The sequence below is a fragment of the Acinetobacter sp. YH12117 genome (assembly GCF_013418865.1).
GTDB classification, from domain to species: Bacteria; Pseudomonadota; Gammaproteobacteria; order Pseudomonadales; family Moraxellaceae; genus Acinetobacter; species Acinetobacter indicus.
Genome location: NZ_VPBF01000012.1, coordinates 34856 through 56143, shown reverse-complemented (window position 1 = coordinate 56143; position 21288 = coordinate 34856). Strand labels below are relative to the sequence as shown.

21 protein-coding genes are annotated in these 21288 nt (G+C 45.9%); 12 read left to right on the top strand and 9 right to left on the bottom strand.

Annotated features, from left to right (window positions below):
• Positions 1-20: 20 nt before the first annotated feature.
• From ureE to FTU55_RS06355, 4 genes are all read left to right on the top strand, one after another.
• Positions 21-506 carry an urease accessory protein UreE gene (ureE, locus tag FTU55_RS06370; protein ID WP_180046531.1) on the top strand — a complete coding sequence of 162 codons (486 nt, stop codon included), beginning with the start codon at positions 21-23 and terminating at the stop codon, positions 504-506.
• Positions 493-1158, top strand: a complete 666-nt coding sequence (locus FTU55_RS06365; RefSeq protein ID WP_180046529.1) for an urease accessory protein UreF — start codon at positions 493-495, stop codon at positions 1156-1158. Before ureE ends, FTU55_RS06365 begins: the two co-directional genes overlap by 14 nt.
• A 188-nt stretch (positions 1159-1346) precedes the next feature.
• Entirely contained in the window at positions 1347-1961 is a 615-nt protein-coding gene (gene ureG, locus FTU55_RS06360) for an urease accessory protein UreG (protein ID WP_005179298.1), read from the top strand.
• A gap of 354 nt (positions 1962-2315) precedes the next feature.
• Positions 2316-2729 carry a hypothetical protein gene (locus FTU55_RS06355; protein ID WP_257222820.1) on the top strand — a complete coding sequence of 138 codons (414 nt, stop codon included), beginning with the start codon at positions 2316-2318 and terminating at the stop codon, positions 2727-2729.
• A 52-nt stretch (positions 2730-2781) separates the two neighbouring features.
• Here FTU55_RS06355 and rsmD read toward each other — a convergent pair whose 3' ends face one another.
• A complete protein-coding gene (gene rsmD, locus FTU55_RS06350) occupies positions 2782-3336 on the bottom strand; it encodes a 16S rRNA (guanine(966)-N(2))-methyltransferase RsmD (protein ID WP_160241127.1) in 555 nt (184 codons plus the stop codon).
• A 3-nt stretch (positions 3337-3339) separates the two neighbouring features.
• Positions 3340-5352: a penicillin-binding protein 2 gene (gene mrdA / locus FTU55_RS06345; protein ID WP_104470010.1), complete on the bottom strand. Its 2013-nt coding sequence runs from the start codon at positions 5350-5352 to the stop codon at positions 3340-3342.
• A 239-nt stretch (positions 5353-5591) separates the two neighbouring features.
• Between mrdA and FTU55_RS06340 the strand changes: the two genes are divergently transcribed.
• The 4 genes from FTU55_RS06340 (at position 5592) to FTU55_RS06325 (ending at position 8526) form a co-directional block, all read left to right on the top strand.
• Positions 5592-6110 (top strand): hypothetical protein, encoded by a 519-nt coding sequence (locus tag FTU55_RS06340; protein ID WP_171432164.1) that lies wholly within the window; start codon positions 5592-5594, stop codon positions 6108-6110.
• 62 nt (positions 6111-6172) lie between these two features.
• Positions 6173-7489, top strand: a complete 1317-nt coding sequence (locus tag FTU55_RS06335; protein ID WP_005179289.1) for a hypothetical protein — start codon at positions 6173-6175, stop codon at positions 7487-7489.
• Positions 7490-7571: 82 nt separating this feature from the next.
• Positions 7572-8231, top strand: a complete 660-nt coding sequence (adk, locus tag FTU55_RS06330) for an adenylate kinase (protein WP_005179287.1) — start codon at positions 7572-7574, stop codon at positions 8229-8231.
• A gap of 88 nt (positions 8232-8319) precedes the next feature.
• A complete protein-coding gene (locus FTU55_RS06325) occupies positions 8320-8526 on the top strand; it encodes a hypothetical protein (protein WP_005179286.1) in 207 nt (68 codons plus the stop codon).
• A 94-nt stretch (positions 8527-8620) separates the two neighbouring features.
• Here FTU55_RS06325 and nth read toward each other — a convergent pair whose 3' ends face one another.
• A complete protein-coding gene (gene nth, locus FTU55_RS06320) occupies positions 8621-9331 on the bottom strand; it encodes an endonuclease III (protein ID WP_180046527.1) in 711 nt (236 codons plus the stop codon).
• A gap of 3 nt (positions 9332-9334) precedes the next feature.
• Positions 9335-10132, bottom strand: coding sequence for an RnfABCDGE type electron transport complex subunit B (locus tag FTU55_RS06315; protein WP_168406697.1), 798 nt, complete (start codon positions 10130-10132; stop codon positions 9335-9337).
• A 341-nt stretch (positions 10133-10473) separates the two neighbouring features.
• Here FTU55_RS06315 and gdhA point away from each other — a divergent pair, with 341 nt between their 5' ends.
• Positions 10474-11817, top strand: a complete 1344-nt coding sequence (gene gdhA, locus FTU55_RS06310; protein ID WP_016659259.1) for an NADP-specific glutamate dehydrogenase — start codon at positions 10474-10476, stop codon at positions 11815-11817.
• A gap of 78 nt (positions 11818-11895) precedes the next feature.
• On the opposite strand, the gene FTU55_RS06305 is transcribed toward gdhA, so the two are convergent.
• From FTU55_RS06305 to rlmH, 3 genes are all read right to left on the bottom strand, one after another.
• Positions 11896-12657, bottom strand: coding sequence for an META and DUF4377 domain-containing protein (locus tag FTU55_RS06305; protein WP_180046525.1), 762 nt, complete (start codon positions 12655-12657; stop codon positions 11896-11898).
• A gap of 155 nt (positions 12658-12812) precedes the next feature.
• Complete coding sequence (locus FTU55_RS06300) at positions 12813-13589, bottom strand: dioxygenase (RefSeq protein WP_168395342.1); 777 nt, start codon at positions 13587-13589, stop codon at positions 12813-12815.
• A gap of 112 nt (positions 13590-13701) precedes the next feature.
• Entirely contained in the window at positions 13702-14184 is a 483-nt protein-coding gene (gene rlmH, locus FTU55_RS06295) for a 23S rRNA (pseudouridine(1915)-N(3))-methyltransferase RlmH (RefSeq protein ID WP_005179274.1), read from the bottom strand.
• 152 nt (positions 14185-14336) lie between these two features.
• Here rlmH and FTU55_RS06290 point away from each other — a divergent pair, with 152 nt between their 5' ends.
• Positions 14337-15299 carry a M28 family peptidase gene (locus tag FTU55_RS06290; protein WP_005179272.1) on the top strand — a complete coding sequence of 321 codons (963 nt, stop codon included), beginning with the start codon at positions 14337-14339 and terminating at the stop codon, positions 15297-15299.
• A gap of 236 nt (positions 15300-15535) precedes the next feature.
• On the opposite strand, the gene lon is transcribed toward FTU55_RS06290, so the two are convergent.
• A complete protein-coding gene (gene lon, locus FTU55_RS06285) occupies positions 15536-17962 on the bottom strand; it encodes an endopeptidase La (protein WP_016659256.1) in 2427 nt (808 codons plus the stop codon).
• A 126-nt stretch (positions 17963-18088) separates the two neighbouring features.
• Positions 18089-18697, bottom strand: coding sequence for a 5-formyltetrahydrofolate cyclo-ligase (locus FTU55_RS06280; RefSeq protein WP_168397566.1), 609 nt, complete (start codon positions 18695-18697; stop codon positions 18089-18091).
• 274 nt (positions 18698-18971) lie between these two features.
• Between FTU55_RS06280 and FTU55_RS06275 the strand changes: the two genes are divergently transcribed.
• Entirely contained in the window at positions 18972-20222 is a 1251-nt protein-coding gene (locus tag FTU55_RS06275; RefSeq protein WP_180046523.1) for a YncE family protein, read from the top strand.
• 97 nt (positions 20223-20319) lie between these two features.
• Positions 20320-20811, top strand: coding sequence for a hypothetical protein (locus tag FTU55_RS06270; protein WP_228278776.1), 492 nt, complete (start codon positions 20320-20322; stop codon positions 20809-20811).
• Positions 20812-21288 lie beyond the last annotated feature (477 nt).

The window sequence follows — 21288 nt, the reverse complement described above, 5'->3', positions numbered from 1 at the left end:
TTCGTGACAAAAGGAATAGCATGAAAATCTACACTCAGCGAATAGAACACATTTCAGAGGGAAGCACTTTTGAAACCGTTGAACTCAGCTTCGACACCCGCCAAAAGAGCCGATTTCGTGCAACACTCAAAAACGGAACAGATATTGGTGTAGACCTACCACGCACAGGAATTTTGCGTAGCGGCTCATTTATTGCCACAGAACACGGCGACATTTTAAGAGTCGATGCTAAACCTGAACGCCTGATGCAAGTGGTGGCAGAAACCGATTTTGATTTACTCAAAGCGGCTTACCACTTAGGCAATCGCCATGTACCACTGATGCTGACACCAAGTGCACTCTATTTTGAGCCTGACCACGTTTTAGCAGAAATGGTGGTCGGTTTAGGACTCGCCGTGAATGAAGTTGAACATCCGTTTGAACCGGAAAGTGGCGCATACGCACAACATGCACACGACCACCGCTTAAGCCCAATCAAAGCGATTCACGCGCATGCCCATCACTAATGCAGCACAACTACTGAAACTGCTGACACTGTCATCGACAGCATTGCCAGTCGGAGCATATTGCTACTCGCAAGGTGTGGAAAGTGCCATTGAGCAAGGCTTAATTCACGATGAACACAGTAGCATTGCTTACTTTGAAGAAGTCTTGGAGATGCTACTGGTACGTTTTGAACTACCGGTCTTAAAACGGCTGATGCAATTTTATGATGATGACGCACAGTTTGATTATTGGGCGCAGATTTATCGTGCCAGTCGGGAAAGTCGTGAACTTTTAGCGGAGTCACAACAGCTGGCATTTTCCCTCAATGCATGGATTAAAGATGTGCTGAAAATGCCAGTGATGGTGAAAAAACAGCTGGGTTTTGTGCCGGTTTATGCCCAGCTCTGCGGCCAGTTGGGTTTAAACGAAGCAGATGTATTAACCGCTTATACCTTTACTGTGCTGGAAAATCAGGTGCTGGCAGCTGTGAAAACCGTTCCGCTCGGGCAGATGAGTGGACAACGGATTTTATGGCATTTACATGAGCAGGTTCCAGCAGCCATCGAAAAAGCATTAATGCTGGAAGATGAGCAGCTCAGTAGCGCCTTACCCAATTACGCCATGCTGAGTATGGCGCATGAAACCCAGTATTCACGCTTATTCCGTTCTTAACGTCTTCCTTTTTAAAGGGGGATTGAGAGGGCGTAAAAATTTAATCAATATTTCCTCTCTCTGGGAGAGGGAAATCACCTCACCTTAGCGCAGTATTGCTGCTCATCTCCTAAGAGGAGAGGGAACACAAGATTCCCCCTCTCCCTATGGGAGAGAGTTGGGAGAGGGAAAATAAAAGGAAAATCAACATGACAGAACGTTCTCCATTACGTGTCGGCATCGGTGGTCCAGTCGGTTCAGGTAAAACAGCACTTACTCTCAATTTATGTCAGGCCTTGCGCCAGCGCTATAACATGGCGGTGGTCACCAATGACATTTATACCAAGGAAGACTCCAACTTTCTTACCCGCAACGAAGCCATGAGCCCAGACCGGATTGTCGGTGTCGAAACAGGTGGCTGTCCACACACTGCCATCCGTGAAGATGCTTCGATTAACCTGGCAGCGATTGACGACTTGTGTGAAAAGTTCGATGGCTTGGAATTGATCATTATTGAAAGTGGTGGCGATAACTTGGCGGCAACCTTTAGTCCGGAATTATCCGATCTGACTTTATATGTGATTGATGTGGCCGGTGGTGAAAAAATTCCACGTAAAGGTGGGCCGGGCATTACCAAATCTGATTTGCTGATTATTAACAAAACCGATTTAGCCCCGATGGTCGGCGCCAGTCTGGAAGTAATGGATCAGGATGCCAAGCGCATGCGTGGTGATAAACCATTTTTATTTTCCAATATGAAAACCAAAGATGGTTTGGAGCAGATTATTGAGTTTATTGAAAAACAGGGCCTGTTTAAAAACTAAATAGCCTAAGCAATATCTCTATTTTTCCCTGATTCTAAAAAGATGGCTATGGCTGTCTTTTTTCTTGTGAGCATTTAACATTTGCACTGCTTGAATATCGAGTCAAAAGCCCATCTATCTTAAGTTATTTCTATATCTATATTTAAATATTAGATTGGGCAGGGCAGATAAAACTTTAACTGGACAGAAACTTGGCCAGTCTTTTCTTTTATCCACCAGAAAAATAGCCAAGATATGCATGAAATGTGAACTTGTACATACAGGAACGCAACAAAAAATTGCCAGTAAATTCATGCTAATTGCTGAAAATGCAGCCATCTGAACAGGGGGTAAATTGCATGAAAAAGCTGGCTTTTGTGTCGCTGGTGGCGGTGGCACTTACCGGGTGTGGTCACGCCGTATGAGAATGGTCCACGACATAGCGTCTATACCGGTTATGATCGAGGCTATTCAAACTATCCATATACCGTGTCGCGTTGGGAACATGAACGCCGTCCGGTGTATCTTCAGCAGCGTCCATCGGTTAAGCCAGTGAATCGTCCACATGCTCAACGTCCGCATGGGCAAAAACCGGGTCAGGCCAACCGTCCTGCACATAAACCGACACAGAGTAAACCTGCACAAAGCAAACCAGTAAAGCCAAATCGTCCGGTGGCCAACAAGCCGCCAGCGAAAAAACCACAGGCGAGTAATCCAGCTAAGGCCAAACCCGTCACGGCTTTGCCGCCGACTTCTGGGGTGCAGCGTCCATTACGACCTGGCGTATAAATCAAAAAGGATTCCATCTGGAATCCTTTTTTTATAACCGTTCATTCAAGCATTATAGTGATTTCTGATACAGTCCAGCGCGGACTGTACCGGCTTTGGTTTCCTTGATTTGCTGCCAGGAGGCCGGCAGTTTTAGCTGGTTTAGATCACGGTCGGCCTCGACATAAATCAAGCCTTTATCCTGAATTAATGGATCAGCCAATTGTGCCAGCTGTTCCCATAAATCCAGGTTATAAGGCGGATCAAGAAACACCAGATCATAGCTGTCTTTCAGGCTGGCCAGCGCCTGCTGTGCAGTACTGATTTTTAACTGGGCCCGGGCTTTGGTGACTTTTAACAGTTCTAGGTTCTGGGTCAGGAACTGGGCTTGAGTGCGGTCCGGTTCAATCATGGTGACCTGTGCAGCACCACGTGATAGCGCTTCAAAGGAAAGCGCCCCCGAGCCGGCACACAGGTCCAGCACTTTGGCATTTTGCACATCCCACATCAGCCAGTTAAACAGGGTTTCACGCACCCGGTCCGGCGTCGGGCGTAAACCGTCAATACTGGCAAAGGCCAACTGGCGACGTTTCCAGTCTCCACCAATAATTCGTAGCTGGTTTTTCATGGTTTAGTCACTCTCTATTGTGGCAGATGGGGCAGCGGCCGGTGTTGCTGGCGCAGATGCAGCAGTATCCTGAGCCGGAGTGGTGGTGCTACGAGCACCTTCGGCACTTGGCAGTTCACTTGGCTTTAAACCGGCGGTCATCAGGCCACCACTAATTTGGGCCGCAGATGGACGAATCGGATTCTTGTCTTTGTTGAGTAGCCAGTAATCCAGAATTGGACGGGCCAGGGCCGTGGCAGCACTCCCACCACGGCCATTTTCCAGAATCACCGCAATGGCAATTTCAGGTTTTTCTGCCGGAGCGAAGCCGACAAATAAACCGTGGTCAAGCTGACGGTCGGTGAGCAGCGCTTCATTATAGCGTTTGCCCTGCGCAATACTTTTGACCTGCGCGGTCCCGGTTTTTCCGGCAATTGAATATTGCAGGCCGCCTTTAATGCCTTTACCGGTGCCTGATTGAATGACATCCACCATGGCATCGCGCATTTTAATCCAGTCTTCGTCGGTCCCGTTAAATTCAATGCGGCCATTGGTACCATTATGCACCTTAAATGGACGCGCACCGCGGCTTTCACGCAGCACGTGTGGCGTGACTTTAAAGCCCTGGTTGGCGGTAATGGCCGTGGCCATGGCCAGTTGTAATGGTGTCGCGGTAAAAGCACCCTGACCAATACTGACCGAAATGGTTTCGCCGCGCATCCATTTGGCATTGCGGGTACGCATCTTCCATTCCGGACTCGGGTATAAACCAGTGCTTTCACTTGGTAAATCGACGCCGGTGCGCTCACTAAAACCAAACTGGCGCATCCAGTCATTCATCTTTTCAATGCCCATCCGGTAGGACAATACATAGAAATAGGTATCACAGGACACCACCTGAGCAGTGTGCATATTGACAATGCCATGCCCCGATTTTTTATGGTCACGGAAACGGTGGCTATCGCCCGGTAAAGTGAAATAGCCATAATCCTGAATCGCGGTACTCCAGTCGACCAGACCATAATGAATCCCGCCTAAACCAAACATTGGCTTAATGGTCGAGCCGGGCGGATAGACTCCTTGTACGGCACGGTTATATAGCGGCTGGTCAATATTGTCGCGCAGGGCGGCATAGTTGGTATGGCTGATGCCGGTGACAAAGAGGTTCGGGTTAAAGCTGGGGCTTGACACCAGCGCCAGAATTTCCCCGGTACGTGGATCAAGCGCGACAATCGCACCACGACGGCCGGCCAGCTGTTCAGAGGCCACCACTTGTAAGCCATAATCTAAGGACAAGTAGAGATCATTACCGCGAACTGGGTCTTTACGGCCCAAGTGGCGCAGCACATTACCGTGTGCATCGGCCTCGACCGATTCATTGCCCGGTACGCCGTGCAGTAAATGCTCATATGATTTTTCTACGCCAATTTTACCAATCAGGTTGGTGCCGGCGTAGGCATCTTTATCAATCTCTTTCAGCTCTTTGTCATTGATCCGGCCCACATAACCAATCACATGCGCAAACAGCTCACCATGTGGATAGTAACGGGTCATCTGGGTTTCAATATTCACCCCGGGAAACTGGAATTTCACTTCACTGAAACGGGCAATATCGGTTTCATTCAGATTCAGTTTAATGGAGACCCGTTCGGTTTTACGTGCGGTTTTAATCCGGCTCTGGAAGCGTTCAATATCTTCTTCAGTCAGTTCCAGAATCGGGGTCAGCCGTTCGATGGTGGCATCAATATCTTCGACATCGGCCCGGCTTAAGGTCGCGGTAAAGACCGGATAGTTATCGGCCAGCAACACCCCATTACGGTCATAGATATAACCGCGCGCAGGCGCTAAGGGTTGCAGGCGAATCCGGTTTTTGTCAGATGCGGTGGCAAACTCATCAAAGCTACTGATTTGCAGATAGGCATAACGCACCACCAGCAGCAGTAAAAAGAAACTGACCAGCCCGATAGAGATGAATACCCGATTGCGAAAAATGCGCTTTTCTTGCTGAACATTTTTTAAAGGAAAGTGCTGTTTCATATGCAATCGGCTTAAACAGATCAAGGAGATGAGAATAGGGCTGTTATTCTAGCCGATAACACAGCGCTTTGCGTATGCCTGCATGACCGATTCGACACAAATAATGTGATTTAGGTTTTTGACTTTTGCGACAATAAAAAGATCGGCTGCTGTATATAAGAATCTGGGTAAATCTGCTACAGTCAAAAAAATAAAACAGGATTGTTTTACAATTAGAATTAAGGAACTTGGTGAAAATAATGAAAAAAGTATATTCCTTAGTGGCATGTATTGCGCTGTGCAATGTGGCCTATGCCGAAGAATCTTCTTTTTTCCCACAGGCAAAATTGACCGGGGAAGATACAAAAACCTGGAATATCGGGGCAGGAATTACACAAAAATTACTTCATTTAAATGCAGAATGGGTCAATCCCTACGGCATTGCCTATGCCAAAGCCGGGGCATTTTTAAATGGGGATCATGAACCGGGTGGACAAATTGGCTTTCGCTTGCCATATCATTTCACCGGTAAAGATAAAAATGGTTATTATATCGGAGCTTATGCGGGTCATCTTGAATCCAAAGTGGTCGACCAGAAAGAGAAAGCACGTCTGGGCGCTGGTGTAGATCTTGCTTATGTCTTGCTGAACCGTGAACGGATCAGTACCTTTAGTGTGGGGATTGGTGCAGGTGAAAAACTGGAAGATCGGGCCGGTCGGGTGATTGCAGAAACCGAGCCAAAACTACAATTTTCCTATACTTTAAGTGTGGGTTTATAGCCAGAATAGAGAGTTAAATGCTTTTAGAATCCGGTAATTAGAAATAAATATGGAAAATATGCATGCTTGAGTACATCAATCAGTTGTGGCAAACCTTTTTGAATCGCCCGGATTTTTGGGCTGTGCTCAGCATTATCCCTGTCACCGCTTTTGTGACCTGGGCCCACGTGTGGATGGCACTGAAAATGGTGTTCTATCCCATTAATTTCTGGGGCTTTCATTTGGGGCCATTGCCGGTGGGCTGGCAGGGGATTGTGCCGAGAAAAGCCGGGCGTATTTCAGGCATTATTACCGACAATACCTTGTCTAAACTGGGCTCATTGCGCGAATTTCTGGATGCCATGGACCCGGAAGATATGGCACGGATTATTGGCGAGCAGGTCGGTTTTGAGCTGGAGCATTTAATTGATGAGGTGATGATCGACCGCAATGCTGTGCTGTGGGAAAACCTGCCCTATTCAATTAAGCGCCGCATTTATGCCCAGGCACATAAACAGCTGCCTGCGGTGCTGCGTGAACTGGTCACTGAACTGACTTTGAATGTCGAGTCACTGGTCGATATGCGCGAAATGGTGGTACGCCAGATGGAAGGTGACCGCCGTTTAATGGTGCGCATGTTCCTGAAAGTGGGCCAGAAAGAAATTAACTTTATCTGGCATATCAGTGCGTTAATCGGGATGTTCTTTGGTATATTCCAGATGATTGTCTGGTTTATTGTGCCATGGCACTGGACGGTACCATTCTGGGCCGCCATCTGGGGCTTTTTAACCAACTGGATTGCGATCTGGATGGTATTCAACCCGATTGAACCACATTATGTGAAGTATCCACAATTTTTTACGCGAACACAGAGTCGCAAATTTCCGTGGATTAAACCTGTTATTCCGCGCATTGGCACCTATAATGTTCAGGGTGCCTTTATGAAGCGCCAGGAAGAGGTGTCTGATGTATTTGCCAGTGTGGTCACCGAAGATTTAATTACTTTAAAATCCATTATGACCGAAATGATGTATGGCAGTAAAAAAGACAAGACCCGTCGGATTGTCAAACGCCATATTAATGAAATTATGGAAACCCCACTGGTCAGAACCTCTTTACAATTGTCTTTAGGGCCAAAAGAATACGCAAAACTCAAGACAGACTTGATCGATCGCTCAATTGAAATTACGATGGTGCCTGTATGCGACCCAGCCTTTAATGCGAGCCGTGCACAGAAAATCTATCAAATGTTTAGAGAACGTATTCTTGAACTTACACCAAGAGAGTTTCAAAATTTATTGCGTCCTGCCTTTCAGGAAGATGAATGGATCTTGATTGTATTGGGAGGGGTAACCGGTTTTATTGCTGGTTTAATACATTTGTTTGTCGCTTTCTTATAATTGGATGCTGGACAGCATGTCGAACCTGAGTTCGTCATGAACAAAGTGTCATGTACATTGTTAAAAATGAGGATGTTTTTTTATGCGCATTATCTTACTCGGACCACCTGGAGCAGGTAAAGGTACACAAGCTCAGTTGATCTGTAAGCGCTACAATATCCCACAAATTTCAACCGGTGATATGCTCCGTGCTGCGATTCGTGAAGGTACTGAATTAGGTCTACAGGCTAAAAACGTAATGGAAAGCGGTGGTCTGGTTTCAGATGAATTGATCATCGGTTTAGTGAAAGAGCGTATTGCTCAACCTGATTGTGCCAATGGCTGCATTTTTGATGGTTTCCCGCGTACCATTCCACAAGCGGAAGCGCTGGAAAAAGAAGGCATCAACATTGATCACGTGATTGAAATTGATGTACCGGACGAAGAAATCGTACAGCGTCTGTCTGGTCGCCGTCAGCACCCGGCTTCTGGTCGTGTTTATCACATCGTTTACAATCCGCCAAAAGTGGAAGGTAAAGATGATGAAACGGGTGAAGATCTGGTACAACGTCCAGATGACCAGGAAGAAACCATTCGTAAGCGTTTAGCGTCTTACCACACTGAAACTGAGCAACTGGTTGGTTTCTACCAAGGCCGCGCAGCGACAGGTGAAAATGCACCGACGTATGACAAACTTAACGGTCTACGTCCAATTGAAGATGTACAAGCGGATCTGTTCGCAATTTTAGATCAGGCAAAATAATCACCCGCTGATTGTTTTGACTTTAAGGGAGTCCTCGGTCATAGTAGGGCTCCTTTTTTATTTGCGTGCGTATAAGGAAACTGCCTCGGTGAAAATTGGTATGTTAATTTTAATGGTGCTGTTCCTGGCCATGTTGGTGGGTCTGTTTTATATCAGCTATAAAATGCTGCTAAAAGTGCGTCAGGAAGAACGTGCTGCAAATGCCAACCAGCCACAGCAGCGTCAATTGCATCCTAAATTGCAGGCGCAATTAGAGCAGCAGAAAAAAGCGCAAGATAAAGACGCACAAGACTAAGCGGCTTTTAGTCGCCCGGCTTAGGTCAGCATTATTGAATGATCTACCTCGAATATGCAGCGCAGGTCATCTTCAAGTATAAAAAAAGCTGAATTCAGGATTCAGCTTCAATATTTTTGACTGCAATCTGGCGCGCAGCTCCAAACTCAAACCGGTCTGGCCAGTTACAGACATCGGCCACTACACATTCATAGCATTTAGGCTTGCGGGCAATACAGCAATAGCGGCCATGCAGAATTAGCCAGTGATGTGCATCAACGATAAATTCTTTGGGAATCACTTTCACCAGACGGTGCTCCACTTCCAGCACATTTTTACCCACGGCTAAACCGGTCCGGTTGCCGACACGGAAAATATGCGTGTCGACTGCCATGGTCGGTTGACCAAACGCTGTGTTCAGCACCACATTGGCTGTTTTACGCCCCACACCTGGCAAAGCTTCCAGATCGGCCCGATTTTCCGGTACCTGGCTGTTGTGCTTTTCAATCAGGATTTTACAGGCCTTAATCACATTTTCCGCTTTGGAGTTATACAGGCCAATGGTCTTGATATAGTCCTTTAGCCCCTCAACCCCCAGTGCATAAATCGCTTCCGGAGTATTCGCTACTGGAAATAATTTGTCTGTGGCTTTGTTCACGCTAACATCGGTGGCCTGCGCCGATAAGGTCACTGCCACCAGCAATTCAAACGGTGAGGAGAAATTCAGTTCGGTGGTTGGATGCGGCCGCTGTTCACGCAAGCGCTCAAAAAAGGTATAGACTTGCTTTCGGGTCAAGTTTTTTACCGGTTTGACTGCGCTGCTCATGAATTAGGCCTCTCCCTGTAAGTGCTGTAATTGTTGCTGAAGCTGCACCAGTTGCGCGCGCTTGTTGGCATCTTCACGCACACTCAGCTGTTTTTCTAATTTTTTGATCTGGGTTCTGAGCTTGGCCAGCTCAATGGTGGTTTTGGCATCGTGGGTGACAGCCGGATGATCGGCTTTTTCAACCATCTGGATTTCCGGTACGACATCGGTCTGCTGCGAGAACTGGGCAAACAGCGCGGTATCAATTTCAGCACGCACTACCGGCCCTTTGCGGTGCAGGCGGCGCAGTTCTTCACGCTGAATGTGCGCATAATAACGCTGGCGTAAATCATTCTGCTCGCTCATCCGCTCCGCGTCTGTGGGTACGGGTTTGACATCTTCGACCAGATCAATACAGTCCACCGGGCAGGGTGGAATACACAGTTCACAGCCGGTACACAGGTCGGTCAGAATGCTGTGCATCAGTTTGCCGGAACCTAAAATGGCATCGACCGGGCAGGCATTAATACATTTGGTACAGCCAATACATTCATCTTCACGAATCACCGCTTTCATACGCTGCGGACGGCCATCGGACTGAATGGGCCAGACACTGGCTTCGGCGGTTAAGCGTTCTCTGCCCAGCAGTTTGGCCAGCGCATCGGCAACCGGTTGACCGCCCGGTACACATTTATTGGCGGCTTCACCTTCGGCAATCGACTTTGCATAGGGTAAACATCCATCCCGATGTCCACATAAACCGCATTGGGTTTGAGGAAGCAGGGCATCAATATTCTGGATGAGAGCAATTTGCGAATTCATGTAAAAACCACGGCTGCGAAGGGCGCAGAGAAAGCGAACAATAAACCTGAGCCGCAGATTCTAGCATGTTTTCAAGCATTAAGCTTGTGTACAAAGTTGGACCATAATCTGCTTTATTTTTGGGCAAAATGGTCAATTTTAAATACATATTTGCTTACAAAAAATGGAATAATTTTTCAATTTTGATCAATCTAATTTATTGAAAATATGGATTAAATAAAGTTTTTTGAAAAAAACTATTGTAGATTGTTAACAAAAGATATTTAATATTTTGCGCCAAAATAAATCATTGATTGAAATTTTGCCCAATTTTGATCCAACATTCTGCTGAGGATTAAGCGTTGAAATATAACAGCCTTAACGATTTCCTAGATTACGTTAAAACACGTGATGCCTATCAACCAGAATTTCTACAAGCAGTAGAAGAGGTGATGACCAGCCTGTGGCCATTCATTGAAAAGAATCCTCAATACGCTGCACATGGTCTGTTAGAGCGTTTAGTCGAGCCAGAACGTGCGATCCAGTTCCGCGTTTCCTGGGTAGATGATCAGGGTCAAACTCATGTGAACCGTGCGTTCCGTGTTCAATACAACTCGGCAATTGGTCCATACAAAGGTGGTATGCGTTTTCACCCGTCAGTGAACTTGTCTATCCTGAAATTCTTAGGTTTTGAACAGACTTTCAAAAATGCCTTAACTACTTTGCCAATGGGCGGCGGTAAAGGCGGTTCAGACTTTGACCCTAAAGGTAAATCTGAAGGCGAAATCATGCGTTTCTGCCAGGCGTTAATGATCGAGCTTTATCGTCATTTAGGTTCAGACACAGATATCCCGGCGGGTGATATTGGTGTAGGTGGCCGTGAAGTTGGCTATATGGCCGGTATGATGAAAAAGCTGAGCAATGACACTTCATGTGTGTTCACGGGCAAAGGCTTAACATTTGGTGGTTCTTTGGCACGTCCAGAAGCAACAGGTTACGGTACAGTTTATTTCGCTGAGGAAATGCTGAAAACTCGTGGCGACAGCTTCAAAGACAAAGTCGTAGCAATCTCTGGTTCAGGTAACGTCGCGCAATACGCTGCTGAAAAAGCCATGTTCCTGGGCGCGAAAGTGGTTTCACTGTCTGACTCTAACGGTACTGTGTATGTAAAAGATGGTTTCACAGACGAATTGCTGAAAGAAGTGATGGATCTGAAAAACATCAAACGTGGCCGTATCTCTGAATTTGCGTCTAAACACGGTTTTGAATACTTGGAAGGCAAACGTCCTTGGGGTATCAAGTGTGACATCGCGCTGCCATGTGCAACTCAAAACGAGTTAAACGGTGAAGATGCTGAGGTATTACTGGCTAACGGTGCAATCTGTGTGGCTGAAGGTGCCAACATGCCGTCTACTTTAGACGCAGTTGAGAAATTCGTTGAGGCGAAAATTCTGTATGCACCAGGTAAAGCATCAAATGCTGGTGGTGTAGCGACTTCTGGTCTGGAAATGTCTCAAAACGCATTACGTTTGGGCTGGACGTTTGAAGAAGTAGATGAGCGTTTACACGCAATCATGAAAGAAATTCACCGCAACTGCGTGAAATACGGTACTCAGGAAGATGGTACTGTTAACTACGTAGACGGCGCGAACATTGCAGGCTTCGTAAAAGTTGCTGATGCAATGCTGGCTCAAGGCGTATACTAAGTTTTAACTGCGTATAAGCTGAAAAAACCGAGGCACTGACCTCGGTTTTTTTATGGGTTATTTTTTAAAGATCTGCTGTTAATTGATCCGGCCAGTTTCAACCGTCATATCGTGTACATAGGCATATTTGGATTGATCAGCCGCCGGGTTTTTCAGTTCATAATGCTTGACCCGAATAATCTGGCGTTCATTCGGATTGTGCTGAAAGCCTTCAATTTGGTCATAGAATAAAGTCCAGTCCTGATCAACTTGGGTTTTCAGACCCTGTTCATTGTATTTGACTTCGCGTACCTGCAAGCAGGTTTGTGGAGCAACGCCGGTACAGGCTTTGGTTTCCGGGGAAATTTCCAGGAAGATGGTTTCACCGGCCGACTGGTATTTGGTTTCCGGCGTCATTTTTCCCTGAAAAGTATGTTGCTGGCCATCTGCAGCGGTCAAGATCAAGCTCGGTTGCTGTGTATCTTTCATGTCCAGCTGCACGCTGACAGGTTTTTGGAACAGGGCAGCAGCAAAACGTTCCTGCTGCATGGCGCTGGCTTCACAGGCCATTTCGGTACTGATTAACATACCGACCTGCAACTGGTTGTTGTTAATCTGCCAGTTACCGCCCATCTGGTTACAGCTGGTGCCAATACTTAAACGGCTATTGTCATTAAAATTCAGGGTCAAGGGTTTGGCTGTGCCGGTATCTAAAGACCATTGGTAAGCGCTGACAATCTTATCGGCATTTTGTTGTTGTAATACAGACACTGCAATATCTCCCGCACGTTGCAGATCACTACTCTGGCAAGCGGCCAAGCTTAAAGGGAAAAGTAAAATAGCTAAATATTTGAGTTTCATTTTATAAATAAAGCACTTATCGGAAATTTATCAGAATATAACCGATTTGCTATTTAAAAAAATGGATACATTTGCCCCTTTCCGGTTGCAAAATGTATCCATAAATAATTTTTTGTTAATAAATAATAAAAAGTTATGTTTGGTCGCGCTAGATTTTAGTCAAAACGGTAAATATCCATACCCAGTGCACCCATGGTAAAACTGCTATGCACAATACTAAAACGATGACCGGTGCCCATGCTAAAAAACAGGGGTGCCAGATGTTCGATAGTGGGATGGTTGCGATTGACATACGGAATGGTCGGCCAGTCCAGTACCGCATCATAGTCCTGATGTGCCAGTTTGCTGACCACATAATTACGGAAGGTCGAAGCCCATTCCGGCACCGCGCTGTGCTGGTTGTCCCAAGATAGCTCTCTTAAATTGTGGGTAATACTACCTGAACCAATCAGCAGAATTTGGCGTTCACGTAACACCGCCAAGGTCTGGCCAATCTTGTACAGATCTGCAGCTTGCAGATGCATCGGCAACGACACTTCAATTACCGGAATATCGGCTTCAGGATACATATGCAGCAAAGGCATCCATACCCCATGATCGCGCGGGCGGGTGCTGTTGGCATGCGCATTAAAACCGGCATTGGCCAGCAGCTGTAATACCTCTTCGGCCAGCTCAGGTTGTCCTGGCGCCGGATAGCGAATCTGGTACAGCTCTTCCGGGAAGCCGCGGAAATCATGCCAGGTTTCTGGACGAATACCGGTGTTGACTTCAAGACTGCGACTTTCCCAATGCGCAGACATCACCACAATCGCCTGCGGTTTCGGCAGATTGGTGCTTAAACGGGCAAGTGCCGGCCCGACCTGTTCGGGATTGAGCGCGAGCATAGGCGAACCATGCGATATAAATAAGCCGGGAAGGGTCTGTAAATTCATAATGAAAGCCTATGTCACGATTCTGGTCCTATCATGTCAAAGCGACATGCTTTATTAAACCGGGTCGGGTTCAACAGAATGTTCTAAATACGAAACAATGGGTAGGGTTTTCTTAACCCGCCCGATGATAAGGATGATTATGGTTAATGCTCATGGCCCGGTACAGCTGTTCAATCAGCATCACTCGCACCAGTGGATGTGGCAGGGTCAGTTTAGATAAAGACCAGTGCCATGCTGCAGCTTTACGCACTGCTTCCGAATGACCATCCGGGCCGCCAATGGCCAGGGCAATATCATTGCCTTCCAGCATCCAGCCTTTCATGGTTTCAGCCAGTTTTTCGGTGCTGAATTCACGCCCACCCACTTCCAGTGCAATCAGGGTTTCATTGGCTTTCAGAGCATTTAAGATGCTATCACCTTCAATCTGCCGGTATTTTAAAATATCGGCTTCTGAATCATTTTTGCCACGTTTGGCCATCGGCAATTCAATAATCTGGGTCTGTACAAAAGGCTGTATACGTTTGAAATAATCTTCAAAACCAGTCAGTACCCAAGCCGGCATTTTTTGACCAATGGTCAGAATACGGATTTTCATAATAAAACAGGCAAGAAAATGAAAAGTAATTATAACCTTGAAAGCCGTTTGTGCAGGAGAAAAGACACAATTTGAAATTGTAATCTGTATGCTGCTGTTGCTTTAATGAGCCACAGGACAATAAAACCTGCTTTTGTATGGAACAATAATAAATGTGGTTATTTCAACAGATTAAAAACGGTTTAGGGATATTGGGTTGTACTTTGCTGCTGGGCTGGATGCAGCCGCTATCCGCCGCCATTTCATTATATGAACCGGCCGATCCACAAAACTTGAAAGTCTATTTGCAGCAGATTATCGGGCCGCCGGGCGTGTACCGTAATCATAAAAATATTGAAGAATTGAACCGGGTTTCGGCCTGGATTAAAGAGCAGATGCGTTTATTCGGTATTCCATGCCAGTACCAGACTTATCCGGTGAATGGAAAAAGTTATCGCAATGTGGTCTGTCATTTAAAGGTGGGCCGTTCAGATCGGGTGATTTTAGGTGCGCATTATGATGTGCATGGCAACCAGAAGGGCGCTGATGACAATGCTTCCGGTGTGGCCGGATTAATTGAAATAGCGCGTATTTTAAGCCAGGAAAAAACCAAGCTGCCGCATAATGTCGAGTTTGTTTTTTATACCCTGCAAGAAGCACCGTATTATCAGACCGAGTTTATGGGCAGTCAGGTACATGCCAAATCTATTCTGGCCGAAAAAGAGCATATTCAGGCAGTCTATGTGCTGGAAATGATTGGCTACTATGATTCGCGTTTAATCCAGCAGTATCCGATGGGGTTAAAATGGATTTATCCAAGTCATGGCAATTATATTGCCGCGATCAGTAATTTTCAGTCCAATGCGCTGGGTGAGCAATACTGTCAGCAGATGCGCCTGTTAGATAAATTGCAGTGTGAACGGCTGGTGATGCCGGCGTTTGTCAGTGCAGCCGGGTTTTCGGATCATCGCAGTTATTGGCAGCATGATATTCCAGCACTGCTGATTACCGATACTTCACATTATCGTAATCCGAATTATCATACCGAAAAGGATACGCTGGATACTTTAAATGTCACCAAAATGGGCCAGGTGATTGATGGGCTGATTCATCAACTGCTCGGGGCAACGCCATAAGCGGCCATAAAAAACGCAGCCCTGAAATAGAGTAGGACTGCGGTCAAACAGGCCATTCATCTGGAGTTTGAATGGCCATACGATGAGCAGGAATAAAGAAAGAAACTTACAGCAATATGCTCTGTATTATTATAGATGGAGATGAACGGAAATTTTTCAAGTGGAACATTTCATCACCCGAAAACAACAAAAGAGAGCCGAAGCTCTCTTTTGTGGAGAAGATATGAAGGCACCACTTAGTGACGTGCAGCCTTACCTTCTTCTACCGGTTTTACAATCGGCGCTTTCACCAGTGGTTTTGGCATTGAGGTTAATGCCAGCGGTAAAATCTCATCAATGGATTTCACTGCTTTAATTTCCAGACCGTCTTTGACGTTATCCGGAATTTCCGCCAGGTCACGGACGTTTTCCTGTGGAATAAACACCAGTTTAATACCACCACGGTGTGCGGCTAACAGTTTCTCTTTCAAGCCACCAATGCGCATAGCACGACCACGCAAGCTGGTTTCACCGGTCATGGCAATATCCGGACGGATTGGAATACCGGTAAAGGCCGACACCAGCGCGGTAGTCAGCGCCAGACCTGCCGATGGACCATCTTTTGGTGTTGCACCTTCAGGTAAATGCACGTGTACATCGGTTTCAGCAAAGACTGAAGACTCAATGCCTAAAGAGTCGGCACGGGTACGCACTACTGTCATGGCTGCTTTAATCGACTCCTGCATGACATCACCGAGTGAACCGGTGGTAATGAAAGTACCTTTGCCTTTCATGGTCGCCACTTCAATGGTCAGTAATTCACCGCCCACAGAGGTCCAGGCCAAGCCATTCACGCGACCCACTTCTGCTTCTTCTTCCGCCATGCCGAAGTCGAATTTGTGTGGACCCAAGTAGTCTGGCAAGTTGCCCGCGTTGACCTCAACCTGCAGGTTTTTGGCTTTTTTGCTGACCGCTTCTTTGACCACTTTACGTGCAATTTTAGAGACTTCACGTTCCAGGCTACGCACACCGGCTTCACGGGTATAACGACGTACAATGTCACGAATCGCTTCTTCATGTACGGTCAGTTCTTTGCCACGTAAACCGTTATTCTTGATGGCTTTTGGCACCAGGTAACGATCGGCGATATTCACTTTTTCTTCTTCGGTATAACCCGGAAGACGAATCACTTCCATACGATCCAGAAGTGCTTCAGGAATATTCATGCTGTTGGCGGTACAGATAAACATCACTTCAGACAGGTCCAGGTCCAGATCTAAATAGTGATCATTGAACTTGTTGTTTTGTGATGGATCGAGTACTTCCAGCATCGCCGAGGCAGGATCGCCACGGTAGTCTTGCGCCATCTTGTCAATTTCGTCGAGCAGGAACAGCGGGTTCTTGACGCCAACTTTGGTTAAAGACTGCACAATTTTACCCGGCATTGCACCAATATAGGTACGACGGTGACCACGGATTTCCGCTTCATCACGGACCCCGCCTAGCGCCATGCGCACAAATTCACGGCCAGTGGCTTTGGCAATTGATTCACCTAAAGAGGTTTTACCAACACCCGGAGGACCCACCAGACACAGAATCGGGCCACGCAGTTTTTTCACGCGTGATTGAACTGCCAGATATTCCACAATGCGCTCTTTGACTTCGTCCAGACCATAGTGATCGGCATCCAGAATTTCCTGCGCTTTATTCAGGTTGATGCTGACTTTGCTGGCCTTGTTCCACGGCGTATCCAGAATTACTTCAAGATAGTTACGGACCACCGCCGCTTCACTCGACGCCGGTTGCATGGCTTTTAACTTGCGCAGTTCAGATTCGGCTTTTTTACGCACGTGTTCTGGTAAATCAGCTTCGGCCAAACGTTTTTCAATTTCCGCAACGTCATCTTCCGCACCGCCATTCATATCGGAAAGTTCGCGCTGAATGACTTTCATTTTTTCATTCAGGAAGTATTCGCGCTGGTTTTTTTCCATCTGGCGTTTGACAGAATCATGCAGGGTTTGCTCAATCTGCTGTTCTTCAGACTGTTGCAGCAAATAGGTCATGAGTTCCTGTAAATGTGCTTCAAACTCGTCGTGTTCCAGGAATTTCTGTTTCACTTCGATATTCAGTGGAACGCGGGTCGCCACAAAAAACAGCAATTGCAGCAGGTCATCAATTTTGTTGACCGCAGCAATCAGTTCACGCGCATTACGTAATTTTGCTTCGGCATATTGTGCAAACAGGGCACGCAATTCGAGCACACGTGTGGCCTGAACCTCACTGTCTACCGCAACCGTCATTGGGCTTAACTGATGTTCTGCTTTTAGATGGTCCTCTTCTTCGATAATTTCGACCAGCTTCGAGCGATGTAGACCTTCAATCAGGACTTTGATGCAGTTCTCATCATTTTCGTGATTCACAACTTGCACAATCTTCGCGACAGTACCGTATTGATATAAATTGTCGTGATCAATTTCTTCTGTAAGCGAATCTTTTTGCGCAACTACAAATACTAGATTGTCACTGTTACGAGCCACATCAACTGCATTGATCGATTTTTCACGACCTACAAATAGCGCAATTTGCATGTGCGGATAAACCACCACGTCACGTAGCGCTAAAAGCGGTAATACACTTGGAACCTGAGGCTCTAAGGTTTGTTCATTCATAATAATTTCAGACATGGGCACTCCTAATGAGTGACAACGGTGTTGCCATGTTTTTTATAGTGATGGGTAATTTAAAAATTACAAGGGCCGAAGTCTATAAATTGTTGGAAATTTAGCTAAGTTGATGATTTTAATTTATTGTTAATGATTATAAATCGCAAACTTGCGCTGAAAAGAATACTGGAAATGTGGACTGATCAGGGCATCTAGCGGCTGATCCCAGGCCTCACGCGCCAAAGGAATATCCACAATCTGGAAATCATGACACAGGCCGACCCGCAGCGGTGTGGTCGGGGCGCTGGCCAGCGTTTTATCATAATAGCCGCCGCCCATTCCAATCCGGGTTCCGCGTCGGTCACAGGCCAGTAAAGGCATCAAGAGCAGATCAAGTTCGGAGACATGCCGGCCACGACTGGCCATCGGTTCCTGCATACCCAAACGATGGTGAGCAAAGCGTTTATGGCGATATTGACCCTGCTGAATACGCACCCAGACCAGCCGGTCATTCATATTACAGATCATTGGTAAATACACCTGTTTACCTTGGGCAAAACAGAGTTCAATGATTTTAGTGGTATGAATTTCACCAAAGGCGTGCAAATACACGCCAATTTTCTGAGCCTGCCGATACGCTGGCCATGCACGTAACCGCTGCAATACCTGCTGTTCAGCCTGACGCTGCTGAAAGCGGTTTAACTGGCGGCGTTGTTTGCGCAGCTGTTTACGGAGCTGGATCAGGTCGTGGGTCACAGAGCGGAGCATAAAAACAAGTGGTGCCCGCAGTTTAATCCTTTCTGCACAACTTGCAAAGGGAGCAGGACCGTTACAGATTTTCACTAATAAGATGTATTGCAAAAACCGGAGCTTATTGATGCTCGATCTGCAAGATCAAATGGGCTTCCGTCGGATTTTACAGCAAGCGGATAGATTTCTAGGGCCTGTTGTCTTTATGCTGATGCAGTGTTGATACGTGAGTATGACAAGAACAAATTAAAAATGAACACATGGTTAGGAAAACAATAACATGGACTATAAAAATACCCTGCGTAAATATCTGCTGCCGGCCGTTTGTGCTGTCACGGCACTCAGCGCTAGCGTTGCTCAGGCAGCCTCTACAGAAATGCCTGCACCGGCCAATTCCAAACAGGTTTTCTTTGTGGGCAATAACTGGGATGGAACGGTCACAGTGATTCGTCCTTCCGGTGATTTTGGCAAGATTGGGGTGGTGAATATGATTCCGGACCGCAAACAGCGGCTGCTGGAAATTCATTTAAATCCAATCAAGCTAATTGCCTATACCTACATTCAACAAACTGCAGGTGAGGGCAATGACCAGTTGGTGGATGATATGTATTCCACCCCAGATGGACAATCCATTGTAGCTTCACGTCCAAGTTTTGCCGATGTGGTATCCATCAACATTAAAACGGGCAAAATTAATTGGCGTACGCCAGTCGAAGGTTTCCGTGCAGACCACATGGCGGTTTCACCAGATGGGCAGCGTGTTGCTGTGTCGGCATCTTCAGGTAATGTGGTGCATGTCTTAGATATTCATACAGGTAAAGAATTGGGGCGTTTTGCAACAGGGGATAAACCGCACGAAAATATTTACTTTGCAGGTGGAACGAAAATCTTAAACTCTGCGATTGGTAACGTAGAAACCTCAATGGATGCACAGTGGCAAGACTTCACCAAAGGTAAGCGCTTTATTACCATTGCCGATGCCAACAATTATAAAGTTCTGAAAAAAATTGATTTCCGACCTGCTTTAGATGCCTTTGGACGTAAAGATTTATCCAATTCAGTACGTCCTATGGTGTTAAGTAAAGATGAAAGCAAACTTTATGCACAGGTTTCATTTTTTAATGGTTTGGTGGAATATGACTTAAAAACCGATAAAGTCACCCGTATTGGACAATTACCGGGCAGCAGTACAATTCCAAAAGACCGCAGCAAATGGGTAAATGATTCACGTCATCATGGTTTATCCATTAGTGCCGATGGCGAAAAACTCTGTGTGGCAGGTACGATGGATGATTACGCGACCATTGTAGACCGTCAGAGTTTAAAAGCTGGCAAACTGATTCCTGCAGGTAAACCATATTGGGCAACCCGTAGTCCAGATGGAAAAAGCTGTGTGATTTCAGAAAGTGAAACCGATGTGGTCACGGTGATTGACTTCGCTACAGGAGAAAAAGTCCGCAGTGTACCAGTAGGGAATCACCCACAGCGAGTACGTTTGGGTTATGCACCAAGCGATTGGTCGACGCCGTAATTTTTAAGCCGATCATAACAGGCAAAACATACTAAAGCGCTCAAGACGATATTTGAAATGAGCGCATTTTAGAATGGTTTACCTATGGAGCGTGCACATGAAAGGGACTCGATGGCTCGGTATTGGCTTTTTTGTTTTGGCTGTCGCGGTGTTGTTTACCGTGGTGTATATGTTTCAACCGCCGAATAAGACTGTTTCGGAAACAGTATGGGTGAAACCGAACGCAGCTTCCACAGAGATAGAAACAACGCAAAGTCTATTTTCAGATGAATCTGAAAATGTAATTGAAACAAACGCTATGTTAGAGCGTGCTGCGGTATCTGCAGTTGAAATGCAGCAATTAATCCAGCAACGTGATCAGTTGTATTTAGGCTTTGAGCAAATTAGTACAGGGTTAAGCCAAGGGCAAAAACCTGATTTAAACCGTGTACAAAGTATGTTGCTACAGCAGGAACAATTGGTACAAGCAGGCGTATTAAGAGCAGAAGATGCAATGAACTATAGCCAGTTCTTAAAGCAAATTTTACCTGAAATTGCAGGGCAAATTGATTTGCATATTTCGCGTTTAAAACGTCTAAACGTGGGGTGACAGGCTAAGCCCACAGATAAGCTTATGATCTGCTGTTATAAATACACGATAATGCCATTGTTGCAGTCAACAATGGCGTTATTTTTTTGTCTAAAATATTCTTTAACCAACATGTTTTCTAAACCGAATAGCGGCCACTTGAGCTGAATTTATCTACGATTCATTTTATCAAGCGTTCAATTCATCTTAGAAGAAAGCACACTGATTCCATTGTATTGGACTAAAGTTGTATAAAGCTGTGCGAAATAAATTTGGTTTTTCCCTCCTTTTAAAAACTACAGAAAAAACAAAGTTTAAATTTTTCTTCACCGCATTTTTTATGCTGCAAACATAGATCATCTTAATTTAAATTGGTATGACCATTTAAATAAATAATCAGACCAATATTGACATTTATTTGTATAAAACTATTATTTGTTGCAAATATTGAGGGTATTTTGATTTTCATTTCAATATTGGTCAGACCAAAATTAGAAT

Coding starts and splice junctions, on each gene's coding strand:
- ureE (WP_180046531.1), top strand. CDS start 21: ATGAAAATCTACACTCAGCGAATAGAACACATTTCAGAGGGAAGCACT.
- FTU55_RS06365 (WP_180046529.1), top strand. CDS start 493: ATGCCCATCACTAATGCAGCACAACTACTGAAACTGCTGACACTGTCA.
- ureG (WP_005179298.1), top strand. CDS start 1,347: ATGACAGAACGTTCTCCATTACGTGTCGGCATCGGTGGTCCAGTCGGT.
- rsmD (WP_160241127.1), bottom strand. CDS start 3,336: ATGAAAAACCAGCTACGAATTATTGGTGGAGACTGGAAACGTCGCCAG.
- mrdA (WP_104470010.1), bottom strand. CDS start 5,352: ATGAAACAGCACTTTCCTTTAAAAAATGTTCAGCAAGAAAAGCGCATT.
- FTU55_RS06340 (WP_171432164.1), top strand. CDS start 5,592: ATGAAAAAAGTATATTCCTTAGTGGCATGTATTGCGCTGTGCAATGTG.
- FTU55_RS06335 (WP_005179289.1), top strand. CDS start 6,173: ATGCTTGAGTACATCAATCAGTTGTGGCAAACCTTTTTGAATCGCCCG.
- adk (WP_005179287.1), top strand. CDS start 7,572: ATGCGCATTATCTTACTCGGACCACCTGGAGCAGGTAAAGGTACACAA.
- nth (WP_180046527.1), bottom strand. CDS start 9,331: ATGAGCAGCGCAGTCAAACCGGTAAAAAACTTGACCCGAAAGCAAGTC.
- FTU55_RS06315 (WP_168406697.1), bottom strand. CDS start 10,132: ATGAATTCGCAAATTGCTCTCATCCAGAATATTGATGCCCTGCTTCCT.
- FTU55_RS06305 (WP_180046525.1), bottom strand. CDS start 12,657: ATGAAACTCAAATATTTAGCTATTTTACTTTTCCCTTTAAGCTTGGCC.
- FTU55_RS06300 (WP_168395342.1), bottom strand. CDS start 13,589: ATGAATTTACAGACCCTTCCCGGCTTATTTATATCGCATGGTTCGCCT.
- rlmH (WP_005179274.1), bottom strand. CDS start 14,184: ATGAAAATCCGTATTCTGACCATTGGTCAAAAAATGCCGGCTTGGGTA.
- FTU55_RS06290 (WP_005179272.1), top strand. CDS start 14,337: ATGTGGTTATTTCAACAGATTAAAAACGGTTTAGGGATATTGGGTTGT.
- lon (WP_016659256.1), bottom strand. CDS start 17,962: ATGTCTGAAATTATTATGAATGAACAAACCTTAGAGCCTCAGGTTCCA.
- FTU55_RS06275 (WP_180046523.1), top strand. CDS start 18,972: ATGGACTATAAAAATACCCTGCGTAAATATCTGCTGCCGGCCGTTTGT.
- FTU55_RS06270 (WP_228278776.1), top strand. CDS start 20,320: ATGAAAGGGACTCGATGGCTCGGTATTGGCTTTTTTGTTTTGGCTGTC.